At 43.9% G+C, this 20,133-nt stretch carries 15 protein-coding genes; 5 read left to right on the top strand and 10 right to left on the bottom strand.

Features of this window, described 5'->3' with window-relative positions; translation table 11 throughout:
• Positions 1–677: 677 nt before the first annotated feature.
• The 5 genes from UFB30_RS04440 to UFB30_RS04420 form a co-directional block, all read right to left on the bottom strand.
• Entirely contained in the window at positions 678–2,651 is a 1,974-nt protein-coding gene (locus UFB30_RS04440; RefSeq protein WP_322420469.1) for a sensor domain-containing protein, read from the bottom strand.
• A gap of 21 nt (positions 2,652–2,672) precedes the next feature.
• The gene (locus UFB30_RS04435) at positions 2,673–3,779 is read right to left on the bottom strand and encodes a SpoIIE family protein phosphatase (protein WP_322420468.1); all 1,107 of its coding nucleotides are present in this window, start codon (positions 3,777–3,779) and stop codon (positions 2,673–2,675) included.
• Between the two features lie 64 nt (positions 3,780–3,843).
• A complete protein-coding gene (locus UFB30_RS04430; protein WP_322420467.1) occupies positions 3,844–4,158 on the bottom strand; it encodes an STAS domain-containing protein in 315 nt (104 codons plus the stop codon).
• A 28-nt stretch (positions 4,159–4,186) separates the two neighbouring features.
• Positions 4,187–6,301, bottom strand: a complete 2,115-nt coding sequence (locus tag UFB30_RS04425) for a FapA family protein (protein WP_322420466.1) — start codon at positions 6,299–6,301, stop codon at positions 4,187–4,189.
• A 106-nt stretch (positions 6,302–6,407) separates the two neighbouring features.
• Positions 6,408–7,382 (bottom strand): ATP-binding protein, encoded by a 975-nt coding sequence (locus UFB30_RS04420; RefSeq protein WP_322420465.1) that lies wholly within the window; start codon positions 7,380–7,382, stop codon positions 6,408–6,410.
• A gap of 456 nt (positions 7,383–7,838) precedes the next feature.
• On the opposite strand from UFB30_RS04420, the gene treP reads away from it, so the two are divergent.
• Together treP and treC are read left to right on the top strand one after the other, a co-directional pair.
• Positions 7,839–9,281: a PTS system trehalose-specific EIIBC component gene (gene treP / locus UFB30_RS04415; RefSeq protein ID WP_322420464.1), complete on the top strand. Its 1,443-nt coding sequence runs from the start codon at positions 7,839–7,841 to the stop codon at positions 9,279–9,281.
• A 357-nt stretch (positions 9,282–9,638) separates the two neighbouring features.
• Positions 9,639–11,324: an alpha,alpha-phosphotrehalase gene (gene treC / locus UFB30_RS04410; protein ID WP_322420463.1), complete on the top strand. Its 1,686-nt coding sequence runs from the start codon at positions 9,639–9,641 to the stop codon at positions 11,322–11,324.
• A gap of 235 nt (positions 11,325–11,559) precedes the next feature.
• Here treC and UFB30_RS04405 read toward each other — a convergent pair whose 3' ends face one another.
• The 3 genes from UFB30_RS04405 to UFB30_RS04395 form a co-directional block, all read right to left on the bottom strand.
• Positions 11,560–12,654 (bottom strand): amidohydrolase, encoded by a 1,095-nt coding sequence (locus tag UFB30_RS04405; protein WP_322420462.1) that lies wholly within the window; start codon positions 12,652–12,654, stop codon positions 11,560–11,562.
• A 54-nt stretch (positions 12,655–12,708) separates the two neighbouring features.
• A complete protein-coding gene (locus UFB30_RS04400; RefSeq protein WP_322420461.1) occupies positions 12,709–13,764 on the bottom strand; it encodes a mandelate racemase/muconate lactonizing enzyme family protein in 1,056 nt (351 codons plus the stop codon).
• 203 nt (positions 13,765–13,967) lie between these two features.
• Positions 13,968–14,540: a Cif family virulence factor gene (locus UFB30_RS04395; protein WP_322420460.1), complete on the bottom strand. Its 573-nt coding sequence runs from the start codon at positions 14,538–14,540 to the stop codon at positions 13,968–13,970.
• Positions 14,541–14,821: 281 nt separating this feature from the next.
• On the opposite strand from UFB30_RS04395, the gene treR reads away from it, so the two are divergent.
• Entirely contained in the window at positions 14,822–15,541 is a 720-nt protein-coding gene (gene treR, locus UFB30_RS04390) for a trehalose operon repressor (RefSeq protein WP_322420459.1), read from the top strand.
• A 426-nt stretch (positions 15,542–15,967) separates the two neighbouring features.
• Here treR and UFB30_RS04385 read toward each other — a convergent pair whose 3' ends face one another.
• On the bottom strand, positions 15,968–16,642 hold the full coding sequence (locus UFB30_RS04385; RefSeq protein ID WP_322420458.1) for a response regulator transcription factor: 675 nt from the start codon (positions 16,640–16,642) through the stop codon (positions 15,968–15,970).
• A gap of 20 nt (positions 16,643–16,662) precedes the next feature.
• A complete protein-coding gene (locus UFB30_RS04380; RefSeq protein ID WP_322420457.1) occupies positions 16,663–17,805 on the bottom strand; it encodes a sensor histidine kinase in 1,143 nt (380 codons plus the stop codon).
• Positions 17,806–18,134: 329 nt separating this feature from the next.
• Between UFB30_RS04380 and UFB30_RS04375 the strand changes: the two genes are divergently transcribed.
• Positions 18,135–18,776 (top strand): YigZ family protein, encoded by a 642-nt coding sequence (locus UFB30_RS04375; RefSeq protein WP_322420456.1) that lies wholly within the window; start codon positions 18,135–18,137, stop codon positions 18,774–18,776.
• Positions 18,777–18,891: 115 nt separating this feature from the next.
• Positions 18,892–19,965 (top strand): LCP family protein, encoded by a 1,074-nt coding sequence (locus UFB30_RS04370; protein WP_322420455.1) that lies wholly within the window; start codon positions 18,892–18,894, stop codon positions 19,963–19,965.
• The last annotated feature ends 168 nt before the right edge of the window (positions 19,966–20,133 follow it).

Here is a 20,133-nt window from a genome sequence, read left to right as displayed (position 1 = left end):
TATATGACACTTGTCATGTTCTATTTTAGCTTAATCGTGGGGAGAGTGCATCTTATTTGAGAATCTTTTTTGGGCGAGTGGTGACGGACTTGCACCCGGGCTTTGTGGATACAGTAGTCAAATGAGCTTGCACAGCAGTCAACGCTGATAGTACTGCACTCAACCCGGGTGTATCGCTACGCCGATGAGCTTACCATCTACCCCGATTGAACTGTGACTGCGGTCGAGCTACACCCATACTTCATGCCCTTAGGTCACAGGTTTTTAGTTTCTCAAAGGCATCAAGTGGGGATTGTGCAGCACTCATTTTCCGGGAGATTGCACTCAATCACGCTGGCACTGCACTCAACGCCGCTAACACTGCACTCAACCCGGGTGTATCGCTACGCCGATAAGCTTACCACCTCCTCCGATTGAACTGTGACTGCGGTCGAGCTACACCCATACTTCACGCCCTTAAGTCACAGGCTTTTAGTTTCTCAAAGGCATCAAGTGGGGATTGTGCAGCACTCATTTTCCGGGAGATTGCACTCAATCGCGCTGGCACTGCACTCAACGCCGCGAACACTGCACCCAACCCGGGTGTATCACTACCTCAAAGTGCCAACCACCTACCTCACCGGCCACAATAATGCATTCACCAGCACCGATCCACCACCCCAAAACAAAAAGAGCACCTACTCAGGCACTCTATCCTTCAAAACCTTCTCATAATAAAACTGCTCGCACTCATCCAGCGTTAATGGCTTAAAAAAGTAATATCCCTGCATGTCGTCACAGCCATTCATCAGTAAGAAGTCACGCTGATCTTCTGTTTCTACGCCTTCTGCCAGAACGTCGAGGTCGAGGCTGTTGGCCAGCTTGATAATGGAAACGAGGATGGCTTCACCTTTTTCATCGACCATGATCTGGTCTGTGAAGTGCTTATCCACCTTGATTTTATCAACCGGAAACTTATTCAGATAGGACAGCGTTGAGTAGCCTGTTCCGAAATCGTCAATGGCAACACGGATACCCATTTCCCTTAACCGCTCGAGTGTCTGGACGCTTTCTTTATGGGAAAAGAGCTGGATGTTTTCAGTGATCTCGAGCTCTATCTGCTGAAATGGGATTCCATACTCTTTAATCACCTGCTCTAAAAAGGCGATAAAGTTTTTGTTTCTAAATAGACTCGAAGAAATATTGAAGGCAATGGTTCCATCAAATTCAAAATGCTGTCTCCAGTCAGAGAACTTTTTCAGACACCATTCAAGCTGATAGCGTGTCAGCTTTTCCATCATGCCTGATGTTTCAGCAATAGGAATAAATTCTGCAGGTGATACTGGTCCTAAAACAGGATGGGACCAACGTGTCAGTACTTCTACGCCCGTAATCCAGGTCCTGGTGGCATCTACCTGCGGCTGATAGACGAATTCCAGTTCGCCGCGTTCAATCACTTTTTTAAGCTCCTGCTGAATGATCAGGTCACGGGAGACACTTTCATGCATGTCCGGGTTATATAATATGGCTTTTGTAGCCTGCTTTTTTTTCGCTTCATACATCGCAATATCCGCTTTATCAATCAGCGTATCCACAAGGTTGCCGTCTTTTGGATACTGGCTTACACCTATACTCGGTTCGATATGAATCTCGGGCCGGTCCTGGAGCACAAAGGCTCTACTGAACATACTAATGATGCGGTTTCCGAATCCGATCACCTCATCTTCATCAGGTGCATCCGGTAGTAAAATAAGATATTCGTCCCCGCCGAGCCTTGAGATTGTCAGCTCATCCGGGAGATTCTTTTCCAGCCGCATTCCGATTTTACGAATCAGTCTGTCACCTACATCATGGCCGTACAGATCATTTATAATTTTAAATTGATTTAAATCCAGAAAATAAATGGTAAACGGCTGATCTTTATCTATATATCCCTTCATTAATTCATAGGAATAACGCCTGTTTGGCAGCCCTGTTAGATGATCTGAGTTTGCTGACTGCCATAAGGATTTTTCGAGTTCTTTCTGTTCATTAATATTGCGGAAATAGACAGAGATCCCTCCCTGCCTGTTCGGATAGGCATGAACGTCAAACCAGCTTTCATTCGGCTGGTAGTATTCTTCAAACTGAGTCGGAATCTGATCATGCATGGTTTTAAAGTAATGCTCCTCAAAGTTTGTGCCCCATGCTTCAGGAAACAGACGCCACATATTTTTTCCGATCATTTCTTCTCTCGTTTTGAATAAAACCCGCTCTGCCATATGATTGACGTATGTAAAACACCACTTTTCATCAAGTGAGAAAAAGGCTTCATTCATACTTTCAAGGACGTCCACTGCATTTTCAGCAACTACACCTGAATCAACTGCAGCTATGATTTGAAAAAGCATGTGGTGCTCATTGCATTTAGAGATACTGAGCTGACAGTGGTCGCGTGAAACCGTACGAAAATAATATTCGAATGCCTCATTTTTGCCCCGCCAGATCTTCTGACATTCCTTCTTAATGTGTGGTGCCCTGATCAATTTATTCAGTTCACTGTACGTTTTACCCGCATGGTCGACCATGGGCCCGAATTGATCCCATGCAGGGTTCGCTAACTGAATTACGCCCCCTTCATCGACGATCGCAGCCGGCAGCCGGAGCAGTTTAATTAAATGCTGTTCATCCATGGTCATCCCTCCCCGAAAAATTCAGTCAAAACTGACACTTACAACTGCTATATCGTCCTTTATATCCAGATTTGAAACAATTTGTTCGAAATGATCGTGAATCTGGTCGTTGCTTCTCATTTCCTGCAAAATAAACTGCTCCCCTTCAGTGATTCTTAATCCCATTGAATCAGTGAAGCCGTCTGTGTATAAAATCACTTTTGTATGCTCGCTGATCTGGATTTTATTTGAGATAACGACCGGTTCTTTTGAAAGGCCGATCGGCGGATTATTACTTTTTAAAATAAAGCTTTCTTTCCCTGAAACACCTACGCCACCAGGATGACCGGCATTGACATACGAAATAATTCTATCATTGATATCAAGCAGCATATAAATTCCTGTACAGAAAAAGTTTTTATAGCCTTTGCCTGATTTGAACAGCTTATGGAACTGATCATTTAATTTCCGGTATACTTTTTCCGGTTCAATTTCATCCGTAATGATGCCCTCTAGAATCGAACGGATTGCCATACTCATCATCCCCGCTGTTACACCGTGCCCCATAATATCAAGCAGAATCACACCGTATTGATGGGCGTTCAGCTTATACCAGGCATACAAATCTCCTGACAGCTGATCAGAGGCCAAGTAAAAGCCTTTAATTTTAATATGCTCTTCTTCAACCGGATCGATCACAACCCGCTTCTGAATAGATTTGGCCATATCCAGATCCTTTTGCTGGCGAAGCTCAAGTAATTTCCGGTCCGTTACATCCATATGAGTAATGACTGCACCGATAATCTTTCTCTGACCGGCATCTCTAAGTGGCGTAACGTTCATCGCAAACCACCGCTTTTCGCGCGGGGCGTGGCATGGATATTCAATCACTATCCGATCAGCTGTTCCATTGAGAACCATGTTAATCTGCCTGACTGTTTCCTTATCAGATACGTCAAAATAATTATTCCCTACGCCCGTTTCATCAGGATCTCCGCCATTGAACCTTGTATAGTCAGACCAGGCACTATTTACAATCAGAATTTTGCCGGTCTGATCAATGACCGCAATATGATGTGCCATGGATTGTATAATGTTTTCTGTCATCGAATCCCGGGTAATTCCTGTTGTCCTTCTGGGGTCTAACATATACATCGCCCCTTTCTATAGTCTATCCTGAAATACATGGCCTGGCCCCGTACTTCAACTGCTTTTACCTCACAAATATCTTTCGCCCCAGAATTTCAGGGATTTGCAGGAGATCAAATACCTCCATGACTTCTTCTCGAACCTGTCTGATGCGGACGGTGATGCCCTCATCTTTCAGCGACTGAACCAGATTTAGCAACAGACCCATTCCTGATGAGTCGACGAATTCCACTTTTTCGAATTCGATTGTGACACTTTTATAGTTTGTTAATGCAGGAATCAGCTCGTCTTCGACTGTTTCTGTGCAATCAATATCCAGGTCCCCTTCAAATATCACGAGGACATGGCTGCCCTCCTGCTTTATTTCATATAAAAACATGCTATTCACCCTCTCCTCTCAGCATCGATCAGCGTAAAATGATCTGTCCCTTCGCGTTAATGGATGCTGTTACAGCATAGTGATCTTCTGTCAGTACGATTTTACGGTTACCGATTTTCAGAACCGTCCCTTCAAGCGCTGTACCGATTTTAATCGTGGCATTTGATGGGACAGAAAGATTGGTTGGTGTACCACTTTCCGCACCTGTCCCACCGATATACATGCCTTTTTCAGCGTAGGCTTCACCACCGCGCAGTGTACCTGTAATGGTCATATAGCCACCTGCATGGATTCTTGAATTCACACAGCTCTGACCTTTGATAAACAGATTTCCACCTGCGTGAATTCTGCTGTTCAGGACATTTTGAACACTGACAGTTGATTTTGTTTCATCAAACAACTCAACTTCTTCCTGAAGTGCAGCAAGCTTCTGGGAGAGGTGTGTGAATATATTCAGGGACATCGGCTTCGCGGAGAGGTTTACAAACAGGGATGAAATCTGTTCAGCTGTCTCTTCCCAGCGTTCATCATCAAGCTGTGCCCGCCCTTCCTTCACAAGCTGCACATACCTTTTCGCTCTCGGTCTGAAATCCTGAAATTTCTTTTCCATTAAAATGCGGACGAGTGGCTGAAGACCGCCTTTAGCAAAGTCAGTTGACTTAAAGCCGGGTGAATTAACCAGCTGTGTGATCACGGCAATAATCCGGTCAATATCCTGCTTAAGTATGCCGACCAGCATGGACAGCTTTGAGGTCACCATATTGCTCTGACCCGCAGACAGGTCTGAGGAAATCACATTTCCTTTAACACTGATCGCCCCCGTGGCATTACATACAGATCCACTGATGTTTTTAGCAATGATGACATTGCCCTGGGCTTCAATCTTCATACCGTTATGCACTTCACCTGTGATCTCGACATCTCCGAAAAAGGAGATATTACCTGACTCCAGGTTGACATCACCACTGTGAAGAAGCTTCGGCATAATCATGATCTTTACAAGCTGTCCGCGCTCTTCAATATGAGGACGGCCGAACTCTTTCGCAACTACCTGGTCTCCGATCAGTTTTACACCCTTCCCCAGCCTGAGTATCACTGGATAGACAGGCTTTGGCGGAATGGTTTCACTAAAAACGGAGTACCCTGAGCTGCCTTCTACAGATGGATGAACAATGCCGATAATATCCCCGGTTTCAATATTTGGAAATACTTTCGTTTCACGGAAGTCGACTTTTCCCTGATCATCCTCATGCATCCCTTCCTTGATATGCGTGTCTACCATCAGTTCAAGCCAGCCATCTTTTCCATCAGCCGGTGCGACGCCGCGTGCAATCGTGTATGTTTCGGGTTCTGTATTCCGGACGGCTCTCATCAGTTCAATCTGATCAATATTCTGAAGAATTGATTTCTCCTGCATGTCCTCTTTTATGTCCCGTTCAGTTAGTGTCAGATAGGTTTGCTTTTCCTCTTTAAATGCAAGGGTTAGATGTGAGGACGGCTCCGCATCCTGGATCGTGCGGGTGATTTTATAGCCCGGATTCACTTCCAGATAAGCCTTTAACTTATTATGATCAATCGTGATCGACCATTCCGTCTCTTTTATCTGATCTTCAATGACCAATCTGTATGAATCATTTGCAGAAAGAATAAATGTTTTTTCATCAACCGGATGTTGATTCCGGTAAAGCGTAATTTCTTTAGGAATCGTAATGATAGGCAGCTTATGCGTACCCGGTTCCACCATCAGCCTGCCGTCCTCCACCCAGACTGCACCATTTCGCTCCAGCATCTCACCTTCTGTTGGCTGAAAGCTCTTTTTTGGAGGCTGATTGATTTCAGGCTCTATCCGGTCGACTTCCACTTTATCAAAGAAATATTCTGCCTGAGCAAACCAGTCGTTTACCTCTGCCTGTTCTTCACTTAAACCAGGTGATGGAGAGACATCTGTTTTAACTGACGTCTCTCTATTTTCATTAAGCAGGGTCAGCCTGACAACGGCCTGCTTTGAACCCATTTTTAAAAACCCTTTGGCCGGATTTTGAAGTACCTCGATATGTACATCACGTTTAGATACCTCGAGCAGTTCCACCCCAGTCTGAACCGCTTCCTTAATCGATTTCCCCCTCGACACGATACTCTGCATCTTATTCACCTGCCCTTTTCAAGTTCGGCATTACACTGTCCAAAAAATAGAGATTCACTAACTGATGGATTAAAGCAGCAGACCTTTAGAGCACCAGAAGTACAATCTAAATAATTTCATCCAGTTGCTTTTCGAGCTCTTCATTTAAAGAAATGTCTGTAATTTCGTGATCACCCTTCGTCCTATCTGACAGGGCAAACGTTAGCACAAATATTGAACCTTTCTCTGATGTATGAAGATAGACACAGCTTGCGATTTTCAACATCAATGTAAACCCCTGGCCCATTGAATTCTGCGTGGAGTAACCAGAAAGTAATGCAGCTTTTGGCAATTGCTCAAGCGGAATGCCTTTCCCGGAATCTTCTACTATAAAATGAATTGCCTCATCCTGTTCGACAATCATCACTTTTCCGTGTCCTGCATGCTTATACACATTGGTCATCGCTTCTGACAGCACCAGCAGAAAGCTCATCACTACTGTTTTGGAAAAATGCCGTGCTTCAAAACACTTTCTTGCTTCATTTCTTACAACCGAAACATCAGACCTTTCCTCGATCCTGCCTTCACTCAGCACAACGCCATTCTTAAAACGCTCTACCTCATGCGCCTCAATTAACATCAGCTTATTGCCGGTAGCCGCCGCAAGCACGTCACGGTAAACCAACCAGATGTCCTGATATTTATGTTTTAATGAGACTCTGTTGTTCACCCTTTCAGGAAGAAGATCATTTTTGTGATCAAAATGCACATCATACATTGCACGTATCACGTTGTTTTCTGCCTGATACAGACTGATTTTCTCCGGGAGATCACTACCCTTTTCACACCACTCCAGCATATGTGATGCTGCAGAAATAACGGATTTCCTGTGTAAAATAAGTGTTTCCGGCTTTGAAATTATGATCTCAAAGAACAATTTATTAATGTCTTTATTTTTATACGAAAGCTTATCAGCAATCTCCATTGCTAAATAGCCCACTTTCACCAGGTGAAGTAAAGTAGAAAGCGGCTGATCCGATGGCAGTACTTTTGAACGGCTGGAACGCAACTTATGAGTCAGTAAAGATAATAGCCATCTCACCACAATCCCTCCTGGTATGTGTCGAAATTCCGAAAACAAATAAAAGAAACATATGAGATATTATCCAAAACAAATCATAATCAATAAGACTAAAGTTCTATTTATTTTAGTATATTTTACCCTTTTTTGTCGAATAGCACAATAGAATTTGACAGATAATTTGAAAAAATATCCATCTATTTCGTTATCCGAAATACCTCTCCCTCCTACAATAAAACTTCCTGATTGACAACTTGTATATACACGTTATAGGATAGGGGTTGCTAAATGAAAGCGCTGTTTATTGAGAAAAATGTAGAGGCGGGACTGTCCCGGGTCTACCGCAGACAGGGAAAGACCCGGGACAGACCCCAGCCTTCACAAAACCCTCTCATTACCAGTGTTTTTTCCTGAATAAAGGGAATAGATGTATAGCGTCATAAAAATGAAAACGGTTTCGAAAGGGAGGTTTCATAGATGAGCGATGTGAATCGTGAACAGGTGCGCCAGATTGTTGAGGCAATCGGCGGACAGGAAAACATCGACACGGCTACTCACTGTGTCACACGTCTCCGCTTCGTCCTGCACGACGACAGTAAGGTAGACAAAAAGAAGCTTGAATCAATTGATCTTGTAAAAGGATCTTTTGCTAACAGCGGACAGTATCAGGTTGTAATCGGACAGGGTCTTGTAGACAAGGTTTACAAGGTGCTTGCAGAGGAAACCGGTATCCAGGAAGTATCAAAGGATGATGTAAAAAATGCAGCGACGAAAAAGATGAATCCGCTGCAGCGCGCAATTAAATTGTTAGCTGATATCTTTATTCCTATCCTTCCGGCAATCGTAACAGCAGGTTTACTGCTTGGTTTGAACAATGTGTTAACAGCACCGGACCTGTTTGGTGCAGATCCACTGATCGTCACTTATCCTCAGTGGGCTGATATTGCAGAAGTCATTAACATTATAGCCAGCGCCGCCTTCACCTTTTTACCCGCACTGATCGGCTGGTCAGCGGTAAAAAGGTTCGGGGCCAACCCTTTAATGGGTATCGTACTTGGTTTAGTACTGGTACACCCTAACCTGTTAAGTGCTTACGCTTACCCGGATGCGCTTCAGGAGGGAACTGTACCAACGTGGAATTTATTCGGCTTAACTGTTGAATCAATCGGTTATCAGGGACAGGTACTTCCGGTATTAGTGGCAGCTTATTTATATGCTGTGATTGAAAAGTTCTTAAACAGACGCGTACATGATTCAATCAAACTGCTGGTTGTCGCACCGGTTTCAATTTTAATCACAGGATTTGCAGCATTTATCGTGATTGGACCACTGACATTTGCAGCAGGTACAGCAGTAACTGATGCAGTTGTCTGGATGTTTGAAAACTTCGGCTGGTTAGGCGGACTGATCTACGGCGGATTCTATGCAGTACTTGTTATCACAGGTATGCACCACACATTCCTGCCGGTAGACTTACAGCTGATCTCAGACCAGGGCGGTACATTCCTGTGGCCAATCCTTGCATTGTCTAACATTGCACAGGGTTCTGCAGCATTTGCGATCTTTGCCGCGACATTCTTTATGAAAAATAAAGATGAAAAATTAAAAGGTCTTGCAAGTTCCTCAGGGATCTCTGCATGGCTTGGCGTAACAGAGCCTGCACTGTTCGGGGTTAACCTGCGCTACAAGTTCCCATTCATCTGCGCATTGATCGGTTCAGGAATTGCAGGACTTATCCTTGGTGCCAACTTCGTCCTCGCCAACTCAATCGGCGTCGGCGGTGTACCGGGAATCATCTCAATCCAGAGTCAGTTCTGGGGACTATTCGCACTTGGCATGGGCATCGTGATCGTTGTCCCATTCGCTCTTACACTTGCCTACGCACTGATTATTAAAAAAGGTAAGCTTGAAGAAGAATAAAACTTGATATGGAGCTGTGAGAAGAAATTTTCACAGCTCTGTTTTTCATTTGTAGCGTATCAGACGGAACTTAATAATCGTTCCGCTGCGCTGAGTTACTACTTACTATTCGAATCTAATTTGAAAAAACGCTATGAATGACTTAACTGTATACAATTTAGAGGTTATTAAGGATCATCAATCTTATTGCACAGCTGATGATTGGAGTGGAAGGGGGCGACTCCGGGACGATTAGTTGGAAGCTGAGACCCCGCAGGCATAGCCGAGGAGGCTCAGCAACAACCGTCCGGAAAGCGTCCCCCTGAAACGGAAATCATCAGCCCTACTTAATAAATAAAATCTGAAGGAGGAATTTCAATGGCACAGCCATGGTGGAAGAAAGCAGTTGTGTATCAGATTTATCCGAAGAGCTTTAATGATACGACTGGAAATGGTGTCGGTGATCTGAACGGCATTACTGAAAAACTTGATTATTTAAATGAACTGGGTGTCGATGTCCTCTGGCTCACACCGCCTTACAAATCACCTCAGCGTGACAACGGCTACGACATCAGTGATTATTTCTCCATTCACGAAGAATACGGTTCAATGGAAGACTTTGACCGCATGCTCGAGGAAGCCCATAAGCGCGATATCCGTATCATCATGGACATTGTAGTGAATCATACGTCAACCGAGCATGAATGGTTTATTGAATCACGCAAGTCAAAAGATAGTGAGTACCGTGACTTTTACATCTGGAAAGACGGTAAAGAAGATGGTTCTGAACCGACGAACTGGGCATCAAAATTTGGCGGCAATGCGTGGCAGTTTGATGAAGCAACCGGTCAGTACTACCTTCACCTGTTTGATGTGACACAGGCAGATCTGAACTGGGAAAACGAAAAAGTACGCCGTGAGATTTATGACATGATGAATTTCTGGGCTGAAAAAGGGGTGGATGGTTTCCGCCTTGACGTAATCAACCTCGTGTCAAAAAATCAGGATTTCCCTGATGAAACTGGTGACGGTGACGGACGCCGTTTTTACACAGACGGCCCGCGCGTACATGAGTATATGCATGAGATGAATCAGGAGGTCTTTTCAAAGCATGATCTGCTGACAGTCGGTGAAATGTCTTCAACAACGATTGATCACTGCATTCAATATTCAAACCCTGAGCGGGAAGAACTCAGCATGACGTTCAATTTCCATCATCTAAAAGTGGATTATCCAAACGGCGAAAAGTGGACAGCTGCTGACTTTGACTTCCTTCAACTGAAAGAGATTCTTTCTACATGGCAGGTCGGCATGAATGAAGGCGGCGGATGGAACGCGCTATTCTGGTGCAACCATGATCAGCCACGTGTGGTTTCGCGTTATGGAAATGACAGTGAGTATCACAATGAATCTGCGAAAATGCTTGCGACATCTGTTCATATGATGCAGGGTACCCCTTACATTTATCAGGGTGAAGAGTTCGGCATGACCAATCCGAAGTTTACTTCGATTGATGAATACCGTGATGTTGAGTCGCTGAACATTTATAATATCCTGTTAGAAGAAGGCAGGAGCGAGGAAGAAATCCTTAAAATCCTTCGTCAAAAATCACGCGATAACTCCCGTACACCTGTCCAGTGGGACGACAGCGAAAACGCAGGATTCACAAGCGGCACACCGTGGATTCCTGTAGCGAAAAACTATCAGGAGCACAATGCTAAAAAAGCACTGGAGGATCGTGATTCAGTCTTCTATCACTACCAGAAACTGATCCAGCTGCGTAAGGATTTTGATATCCTGACAGATGGAAACTATGAGCTGCTGCTTGCAGATCACCCATCCATTTTTGCTTACACGCGGAATACTGAAAACGAAACGCTGCTTGTACTAAATAACTACTATGCAGAAGAAACTGTGTTTGAAATGCCTGGAACACTCTCTGAAAAGCTGGCTGGCTTCACACGTCCTGAGGTGCTGATCCAGAATTATGATGATGTAAATGGTGATGCGGATCACTACACGCTTCGTCCTTATGAGTCGATTGTGTTTCATTATAAAAAGTAAGATGTGAAAAACCGCCTGGGAGATGATCCTCAGGCGGTTTTTATATATCGAGACAGTGTCAATTTCGGTTCGAACGTCGTATGATACCTATTGAGTGTTATACCCTGCTTATTGACGTAGCGATACACCCGGGTTGGGTGCACTGTTCGCGGCGTTGAGTGCAGTGACAGCATCATTGAGTGCAGTCTCCCGGAAAATGAGTGCTGCACCGGATAGTGTCAGACCCACGCCAGCACTACTCACCCATCGCAAGCTCAACTGCCAGCGAAATCACGCGCACACCCTGCTCCAGACAATCATGATTAAACCTCATATCTGGGTGATGCAGTCCCGGCTCCAGATCAGCCCCAAGTGCCAGCATACATGCTTTCAGTTCAGGCTTTTCAATTGTATAGAAATGAAAATCATCACTGCCGGGTGTGACAACACGCGGACGCAGTGCCTCTTCACCCATCTCCTGTACGATCGCTTCCCGCATGATTGCCTCTGCTTCTTCATTCACATCTGCACCAGGCGTATAATCAATCCATTTGCCCTCTATGTTAACCTTCAGCATCATACTCAAGGCGTAAACCTTGTCATCAATCAGCTTCTTCAGCTCATCCATTGCCTCATTTGTCTGCGCGCGGACATCCAGTGCAAACGTTGCAGAGCCCGGAATAATATTATAATTCGATGCCCCTGCATGAAAGCTGGTCATTTTCACAGAATGTGGAATCATTGGTGAAATCCTTACTGTGTGCAGTTGCTGACCGAGCGCAAAGCCTGCTTCAATCGCATTTACACCCTGATGCGGTCTTGCCCCGTGCAAATCGCCGCCGGAGATCTTACCCTCATAGAAAATACCGCCACCGTGTGAGATAGACGGGGCAGCTTCCCCAAAAGAAAGCTCATCCCGAGGTCTCAAATGCACCCCAAAAAGCACACTGAGTCCGTCCGCTCCACCATTTTTAATCACAGACAATGATCCGTTCCCCTGCTCTTCAGCCGGCTGGAAGATACATCTGAACGTCCCCTGCAAGTCAGCCTCTTTCTTTTTCAGTGCTAAAAGCGTACCGATCCCGATTGTCATATGGGCATCATGACCACAGGAATGGTTTGCCTTCATCTCACCGTCAACCTCCTGCCACAGTGCATCCATATCGGCTCTGAAACCGACAACCGGCTCACCGCTTCCCACTTCAGCAATCAGTCCTGTATGCTTTTTAAAAAGCTGAACCCTGATGCCTTCGCGTTCCAGCATATTAGCAATGTAATCAGTCGTCTTCACTTCTTTAAAGCTCGTTTCTGCAAGCCCGTGAAGATCCTGCCAGAACTGTTCAAGATTCATTCTCCCACCTCCACATATAACTCGCTTAACTCTTTAAGCACTGCTTCATCCACATCAACGCCAAGTTCCGGGCTTTTCAGCTAAATGAACGTAAGGAACCTCATATTGTAAATTACCCGGATCCTTTGAAAACAGCAGCGGCCCGGTCAGTTCAGTCGTTTCAATATTCTTTCTGGCCATTGCAGCATGATATCCTGCTGCTGAGCCAATCGAAGACTCCACCATTGATCCAATCTGACAGGCAAGTCCTGCTGCTTCAGCCGTTTTCGCCATATGAATAACCGGATAAATGCCGCCGCTTTTCATCAGCTTTAGATTAATTTTATCTGCCGAACGCATATCAATGGCACGCTGCAAATCTTTTTCTGAACAAATACTCTCATCCAGCATAAGCGGTGTCACCGTTGACTGGCGCAGTTCATTCATCTCCATAAAACCCTCAGGTAAAAGTGGCTGCTCAACCCAGTCCAGGTGCAGCGATTCCGTTTGATCAAGCGCCCGCTTAGCTGTTTCATAAGTTCCCCATCCCTGATTGACATCAACCCGGATTGGGACGTCATATCCAACAGCTTCTCTGATGGCCTTTAACCGCTCCACATCAAGTCCGGCATCCCCGCTCAGCTTGATTTTCAAGTGCTCATACCCTTTTTCAAGTGCAGCGAATGCAGCCTCACTCATTTTTTCAGGAGAACCAATCGAAATCACCTTCGGATAACTAAGCTTTTCATGCGCTTTCCCGCCAATCAGTTCATACACAGGCAGCCCTGTGATTTTCCCCATCAGGTCATAGCACGCAATATCCACAGCAGCTTTAATAGAAGGATTACCTTTCAGCGCGCGATTCATGCGGGAGTGAATTTCCTCCATTTGAAAAGGCGACATCCCTGTCACTTCAGGCACGATTACTTTTTCTAAAAGCGCAAACGAACCGTAAAACGACTCGCCTGTCACATGCTCATCGGGTACTGCTTCACCATATCCTACATGCCCACTGTCAGTTGTCAGCCTTAAAATAATAGATGGCATTGAATCAAACCTTGCATATGAAACAACAAACGGTTCCTTTAACGGCAGGTGGATTCCCCATATGTCCGCGCGAATAATTTTCACTTTCTCCAACTCCATTTCCCAGGAAATATGTCGATATGTACAGAAAATGCACCTCCTGTTGAGATGCATTTCTTAACTATAAAACTAAATAACGCTGATGTGTTCCATGAAGGACCTTGTTTTTCGCTGACGGACAGCAATCCTCCTCACCAATCTTCAGCAGTGATTATTTAATCATAACCGGAATGCTTCGTTTCAAACGCTTAAGGCGCAGCAATAAACTGAATCGAAGCGATCTTCCACTCTCCGTCAACTTCTTTTAACACCGTGACCTGACGACCCTCTCTGGTAACCTCAGTCTCGGACGAAGGATCCGTCGTTGTCAGCTCCATATTGGTAAACACCTGAGCCGACCCTTCTTCATACCCGCTAATCGTCTGCTCAACCACTTCACGATGAACGTCAAACTGGTTAAACACTTCCTCAAGCGCAGCACGCTCTTCCTCTTCATTATAATAATCTTCCCCGTATAACAGCAGATCCAGATAGCCTTCTAAATCTTTATTGTTAAACGTTTTAATATACTCATCAAATACTGCCAATATTTCTTCTTCCACTTCTGCAGGCACCTCGGCACTCTCTACATTGCCTTCCTCATCAAACATGATGCCTTCCTCAGATTCTCCACCTATTCCCTCAGAAGAATGCGTCTCCTGGCCTTCACCTGTAAGCCCATCATCCGCACTATTCGAATTCGTACTTTCCTCATCACTGCAACCTGCCAGTACAACCGCAAGCAGACCGGCAGCAAACGATGCCTTCAAAACCCTGTTCATACAAACCGTCCTTTCTGCTTATAAAATCTTCAAATATCATATTGTTCGAGTTACCCGACTCAGCGGATCCTTGGAGTGGAGGACGGAGACTCCTGCGGCATAGAAGCGACAGGTGAGACCCCGTAAAGCGAAGCTTGAGGAGGCTCACCGCGCGGCCGCGGAAAGCGGAGTCCTCCACGGAAAGGAGCAGCGTTATATTAACTCAAATATCATATGAAAATAATGGTACATTCACTAAAATCCTGTCCCCTCATATGATACAATAAACAAGGGTGATATATATGGCAACTACAAATAAATATATGAACATTTTTCAAGAACTCTCCTCAGAGATAAAAAACGGAGTCTTCAAGCCGAACGCTTTACTCCCTTCAGAACACGAACTGTGTGAGCGATTCAACACATCACGCGAAACAATCAGGAAAGCGCTTACACTTTTATCGCAAAATGGGTTCATCCAAAAAATGCAGGGTAAAGGATCTCTGGTTCTTGATATAAGCAAAATGACGTTTCCTGTCACAGGACTGGTCAGCTTCAAGGAAATCCAGCAGTCACTTGGCCGGGATATCCAGACCACCGTCCACAAACTTGAACTGATCGAAGCTGAAGACTGGCTTGCAAACCAGCTCGAATGCCCTGAACATGCACTGACATGGGAAGTTGTCCGCGCACGTACCATCCAGGGTGAGCGTGTCATATTGGACAAAGACTGGCTGCTGCAGTCAAGCGTCCCTTCTCTTACAGAAGAAATCTGCGGGGATTCGATCTATGCTTACCTCGAAGGACAGCTGGGTCTGAACATCTCTTACGCAAAAAAAGAAATCACAGTTGAACCCGCAACCGATGAGGACCGTGCTCTGCTCGATCTCGACGGCTACAGCCACATCGTGCTCGTGAAAAACTTTGTACATTTAGAAGACACATCCATCTTCCAATACACCGAGTCGCGCCACAGACTTGATAAATTTAAGTTTGTCGACTTTGCGAGACGCCGGAAATAACAAAAACTCCGCTGATTTGGCGGAGTTTTTTGTTTGTCCTGATACCTGTATCTGCATCCGGAGAATTGATACAACCTTTGGACAGAATTGCTACTCCAGCAACAATTGCTACATACTAGCCCGGCTGCCCTGCATGCACTTGGGTATCAGTCACTTAGTTTCTCAAGTTCATCAAGAGAGGCTGGTATTACAATTCAGTTAACGGGAGTAACATGAATACTGCTTGATTACTACCGGATCTGCGGAGATTGCTACATGCTTTCGGGTGGATTACTACAACCCCGGCAACAATTGCTACAGCTTCCCAGGCGTATCGCTACATCCCTGACACAAAACGATACATCTTCCGCAACTGTACCGGTCTTTTTCCCAATACCTCCATTTAAAAAAGCTCCGCCACAAAGACGGAGCTCAACTAACCTCTATTTATCGTACCTCAACCCAGCCATTCTTAATCGCTGTAACAACAGCCTGAGTACGGTCGTTTACATTCATTTTCTGAAGAATGTTACTTACGTGGTTTTTAACTGTTTTCTCAGAAATATAAAGCCCTTCACCAATTCCACGGTTACTCTTACCATCTGCCAGCATCTGAAGTACTTCACATTCACGCTTTGTCAAAAGGTGTAGCGGACGGCGAACTTCCATCTGCTGGAAGTTGCCTGTGAATTCAGCTTCAGCAAGTCTGCGGAATTCACTTACAAGGTTTACTGTCACTTTAGGGTGCAGGTAAGATCCACCGTCAGCAACTGTTTTGATTGCTTCGATCAGTGCTTCTGAATCCATTTCTTTCAGCATATAGCCAAGTGCACCTGATTTAAGTGCATGTGATACGTAATTCTCGTCATCATGGATAGAAAGAATGATGACTTTTGCATCTGAATACTTTTGAACGAGCTGACCTGTTGCTTCTACGCCGTTAACGTTCGGCATATTAATATCCATTAATACAACATCCGGCTGGTGCGTTTCGTAAAGTTCGATTGCCTGAGAACCGTCATCGCCTTCTCCAACGATTTCGAATGTCTCTTCGAAATCCAGGATACGCTTAACACCTTCACGGAATAACTGATGATCATCAATAATTAAAATCTTTGTCATGTTTGGTTCCCCCTCAATCTTTAACTTGTAATTGGTACATTAATACTGATTGTTGTACCTCGTCCGGGTTTTGATTGAACATCCATTTTTCCCGATATAAGTTCAATTCTTTCTTTCATACCCATCATGCCATATGAGCCCTGCTTTTTTTCTAAAGGATCGAAGCCTATTCCATCGTCCCTGATGATTGCATTTACACAATCGGAACGCATTTCCACTTTCACTGTTACTTCATTTGCCTGTGCGTGCTTTACTGCATTTTGCACAGCCTCCTGAATCAGCCTGAAGAGTGAGACTTCGAATTTCGGGTCCAGTCTTGATTCTTCCCCAATTTGCTTAAATGATAACTTAGTACCATTACTATACTCTTCGATCGTACTTAAGTATTTTCTGAGGGTAGGAACAAGACCCAGGTCATCGAGCGCCATTGGTCTCAGGTCATATATGATCCGTCTGACCTCAGATAATGCTGAGCGGACCATCTTTTTATAGCTTTTAATTTCGGTAATTGCTTCTTCAGTGCCTTTATCTCTGAATACTCTTTCGATCAAATCTGATCTCATCAGGACGTTTGCCATCATTTGGGCAGGACCGTCATGTATTTCCCGGGAAAGTCTCTTGCGCTCTTCTTCCTGCGCTTCAATAATCTGCATCCCGAACATTTGCTTCTGTGCAGCATCTTCAAGCGCTGCACCAACTTTTTTCAAATCGCTATTTAAATAAGTCAGTACAACCGAAATCTGTGTGACCAGATTTTCTGCCCTGTCTATCGTTTCGACCATGTTCTGCAAGCGGCGTTCAAGATCATCACGTCTCTCCCGAAGCTGTTTTTCTTCCTGTCTGTTTACTGAGAGTTTCATCTGAAGATCGTGTGCCGTTTCATAAGCCTGACGGACCTGTTCTTCAGAAAAATCCTTAAAATGATGGCTGACTTCCGCCAGGCGTTTTCTGGCAAAGCGCGAACGCCTTTCAAGGTCATCACCTGTATATATCACGCTTGCAATTTTTTCACGAATTAATGAAAGTTCACTTACAAGCTGATCATATTCATTCCGTGTCTGCTCACCTATTTCAAAAATTTCTGATTTACTCTGATCCACAGTCTCTATCATTTTACCCAGTATTGAATCTAGAACCTGGGTATCTATACTATTTCCGGACACGTGCAGACTCCTTTCTCTCATATACATGTCTTTACAAAAAATTATACTGTTAAACCAGTAAAATTGAAAGTATTGGGCTAAATAAAGTTTCGCACCGCAACATGTCGAAATTAAGCAAAAAAGAAGTTATATTAATATATTTTCGCACAGCCCTTTTAATCAACAAGACCTTATCTATTATAACATCATCACTTTGTCGCGATATTAAAGTTGCATTACAATTGACGCATATGACATTTCACCTTTGTTGCATCTCTGCAAAAAATGACGCAACGTGCAATTTCTTGTTATAATTGTGTAATAAATGCCCGTAAATGAAGGAGTAAAATATGTTAAAAAAATATTTAACTGTAAAAGGATACAGCGAAAGTGAAATCATTATTCAAAAATCCCGATTTATTACCTATTTAAAGAGAACAGAAACAGAAGAGGAAGCTCAGGACTTCATACAGGAAATCAAAAAGAAGCACCCATCAGCTAACCATAACTGCTCAGCATATATGATTGGCGAACATGATCTGATACAAAAGGCAAATGACGATGGCGAACCATCGGGTACTGCAGGAGTGCCAATGCTTGAAGTGCTAAAGAAGCAGGGATTAAAAGATACAACAGTGGTTGTGACCCGCTACTTCGGCGGCATTAAGCTCGGTGGAGGCGGACTGATCCGTGCATATGGAAAGTCTGTAACAGAGGGATTAAAAGCAGCGGGAATTGTAGAAAGGTCATTAAATCGGATCATGGTTTCAAAGATGGATTATACATGGCTGGGTAAAGTTGAGAATGAAGTCAGATCTTCAAAATATCCTTTAAAGGATATTCAATATTTAGAAGAAGTAGCTGTAGAAACTTATGTCATGGAGGATGATGTGGAGGAGTTCACTGTCTGGATGACTGAATTAACAAATGGTCAGGCTGTCATTACTCAGGGTGAAGCGTTATACAGGGAAGAAATTGTATCACGTTTATAGACAATTGTAACGAAAGTTTCATTTTACGAATACTCGGGAAACTAGTACAATAGAGTCTGCCGTAATTTTTTTCGGGTAAACTGGATGACACCCAAGTAAAGGAGCTAGGCTGGGTATGGATAGAAAAACGTATAAGAAAAACAGGAAAAATAAACGTATAAGAAAAAGAATGATGCTGATTGGGGTCCCATTATTCTTATTAATTGCGTCTGGCTTAGTGTATGGTGGTTATCTGTATACAAAAGCCCAGAATGTTGCCAATGATTCTTTTGAGGAAGTTGAAGGGCGCGAGCAGTCAAACTTGCGTGAAAAAGAAGTAGATCCTGATATTGATAATGTTTCAGTTTTATTCTTAGGTGTAGATGGAAGCGAATCACGGGAAAATGCATCCGGCTTTGAAAACGGTACGACTCGAACAGATGCGATTATTCTTGCAACACTCAACAATGATGACAAGTCGGTAAAACTGACTAGTATTCCCCGTGACACTCTTGCATATATTCCTGAGGTAGGCAGAGAAGACAAGATTAACCATGCACATGCTTTTGGCGGTCCTAAAGCATCAATGGAAGCAGTGGAAGAGCTGTTAAATGTGCCTGTTGATTATTACGTAAGAATGAATTTTTATGCTTTTATGGATGTAGTGGACGCTTTGGGTGGTGTGGAAGTCGATGTGCCATTTGATATGACTGAAATGAACTCAGAAGATAAGAAAAATGCAATTATTTTAAACGAAGGAACACAGACTGTCAATGGTGAAGAAGCGCTGGCATTTGTACGGTCAAGATACCAGGATAGTGACATTGCCAGAGGCGGCCGTCAACAGGAAGTAATTGAAGCCATACTGACGAAGTCTAAATCTGTTGGATCAATCAATAAGTATGCAGATGTGATAGATGCAGTTGGAGATAATATGAAAACAAATATGCGTTTTTCAGAAATGAGATCTTTCATCACTTATGCTGCCAATTCAGATTTAAATGTAGACTCGCAAACTCTTCAGGGAGAAGGAGTCTATTATAATAACATCTATTATTATGAGGCTTATGCAGACCAATTGGCTGAAGTACAGTCTGATCTGAGAGAGCATTTGGATTTACCATTAGCGGCTCAGGAAAGTGAGTCGTCAGGATTTTCATCTGAAGCTGATTCATCTGAAGATCTTTATGATGAGGAAAACAACTGGTAAAAACGTCCTTTGGGCGTTTTTATTTTGTTTCTTCAGCTTTTTTTCCAAAAAAAAACTCATGATCATGCCATGAGTAAAACAGTTAAACTATTTTTTTGAACTCTCTTCTTTCGGCGTACGCTTTACATGCTGAGCAAACATGGAGAGTTTGATTGATTTTATCTATAT

Origin of the sequence: Jeotgalibacillus haloalkalitolerans, assembly GCF_034427455.1 — a bacterium.
Lineage (GTDB): Bacteria > Bacillota > Bacilli > Bacillales > Jeotgalibacillaceae > Jeotgalibacillus > Jeotgalibacillus haloalkalitolerans.
Note: the sequence above shows the minus strand (reverse complement) of the source record. Positions and strands in the feature narration are given on the sequence as shown.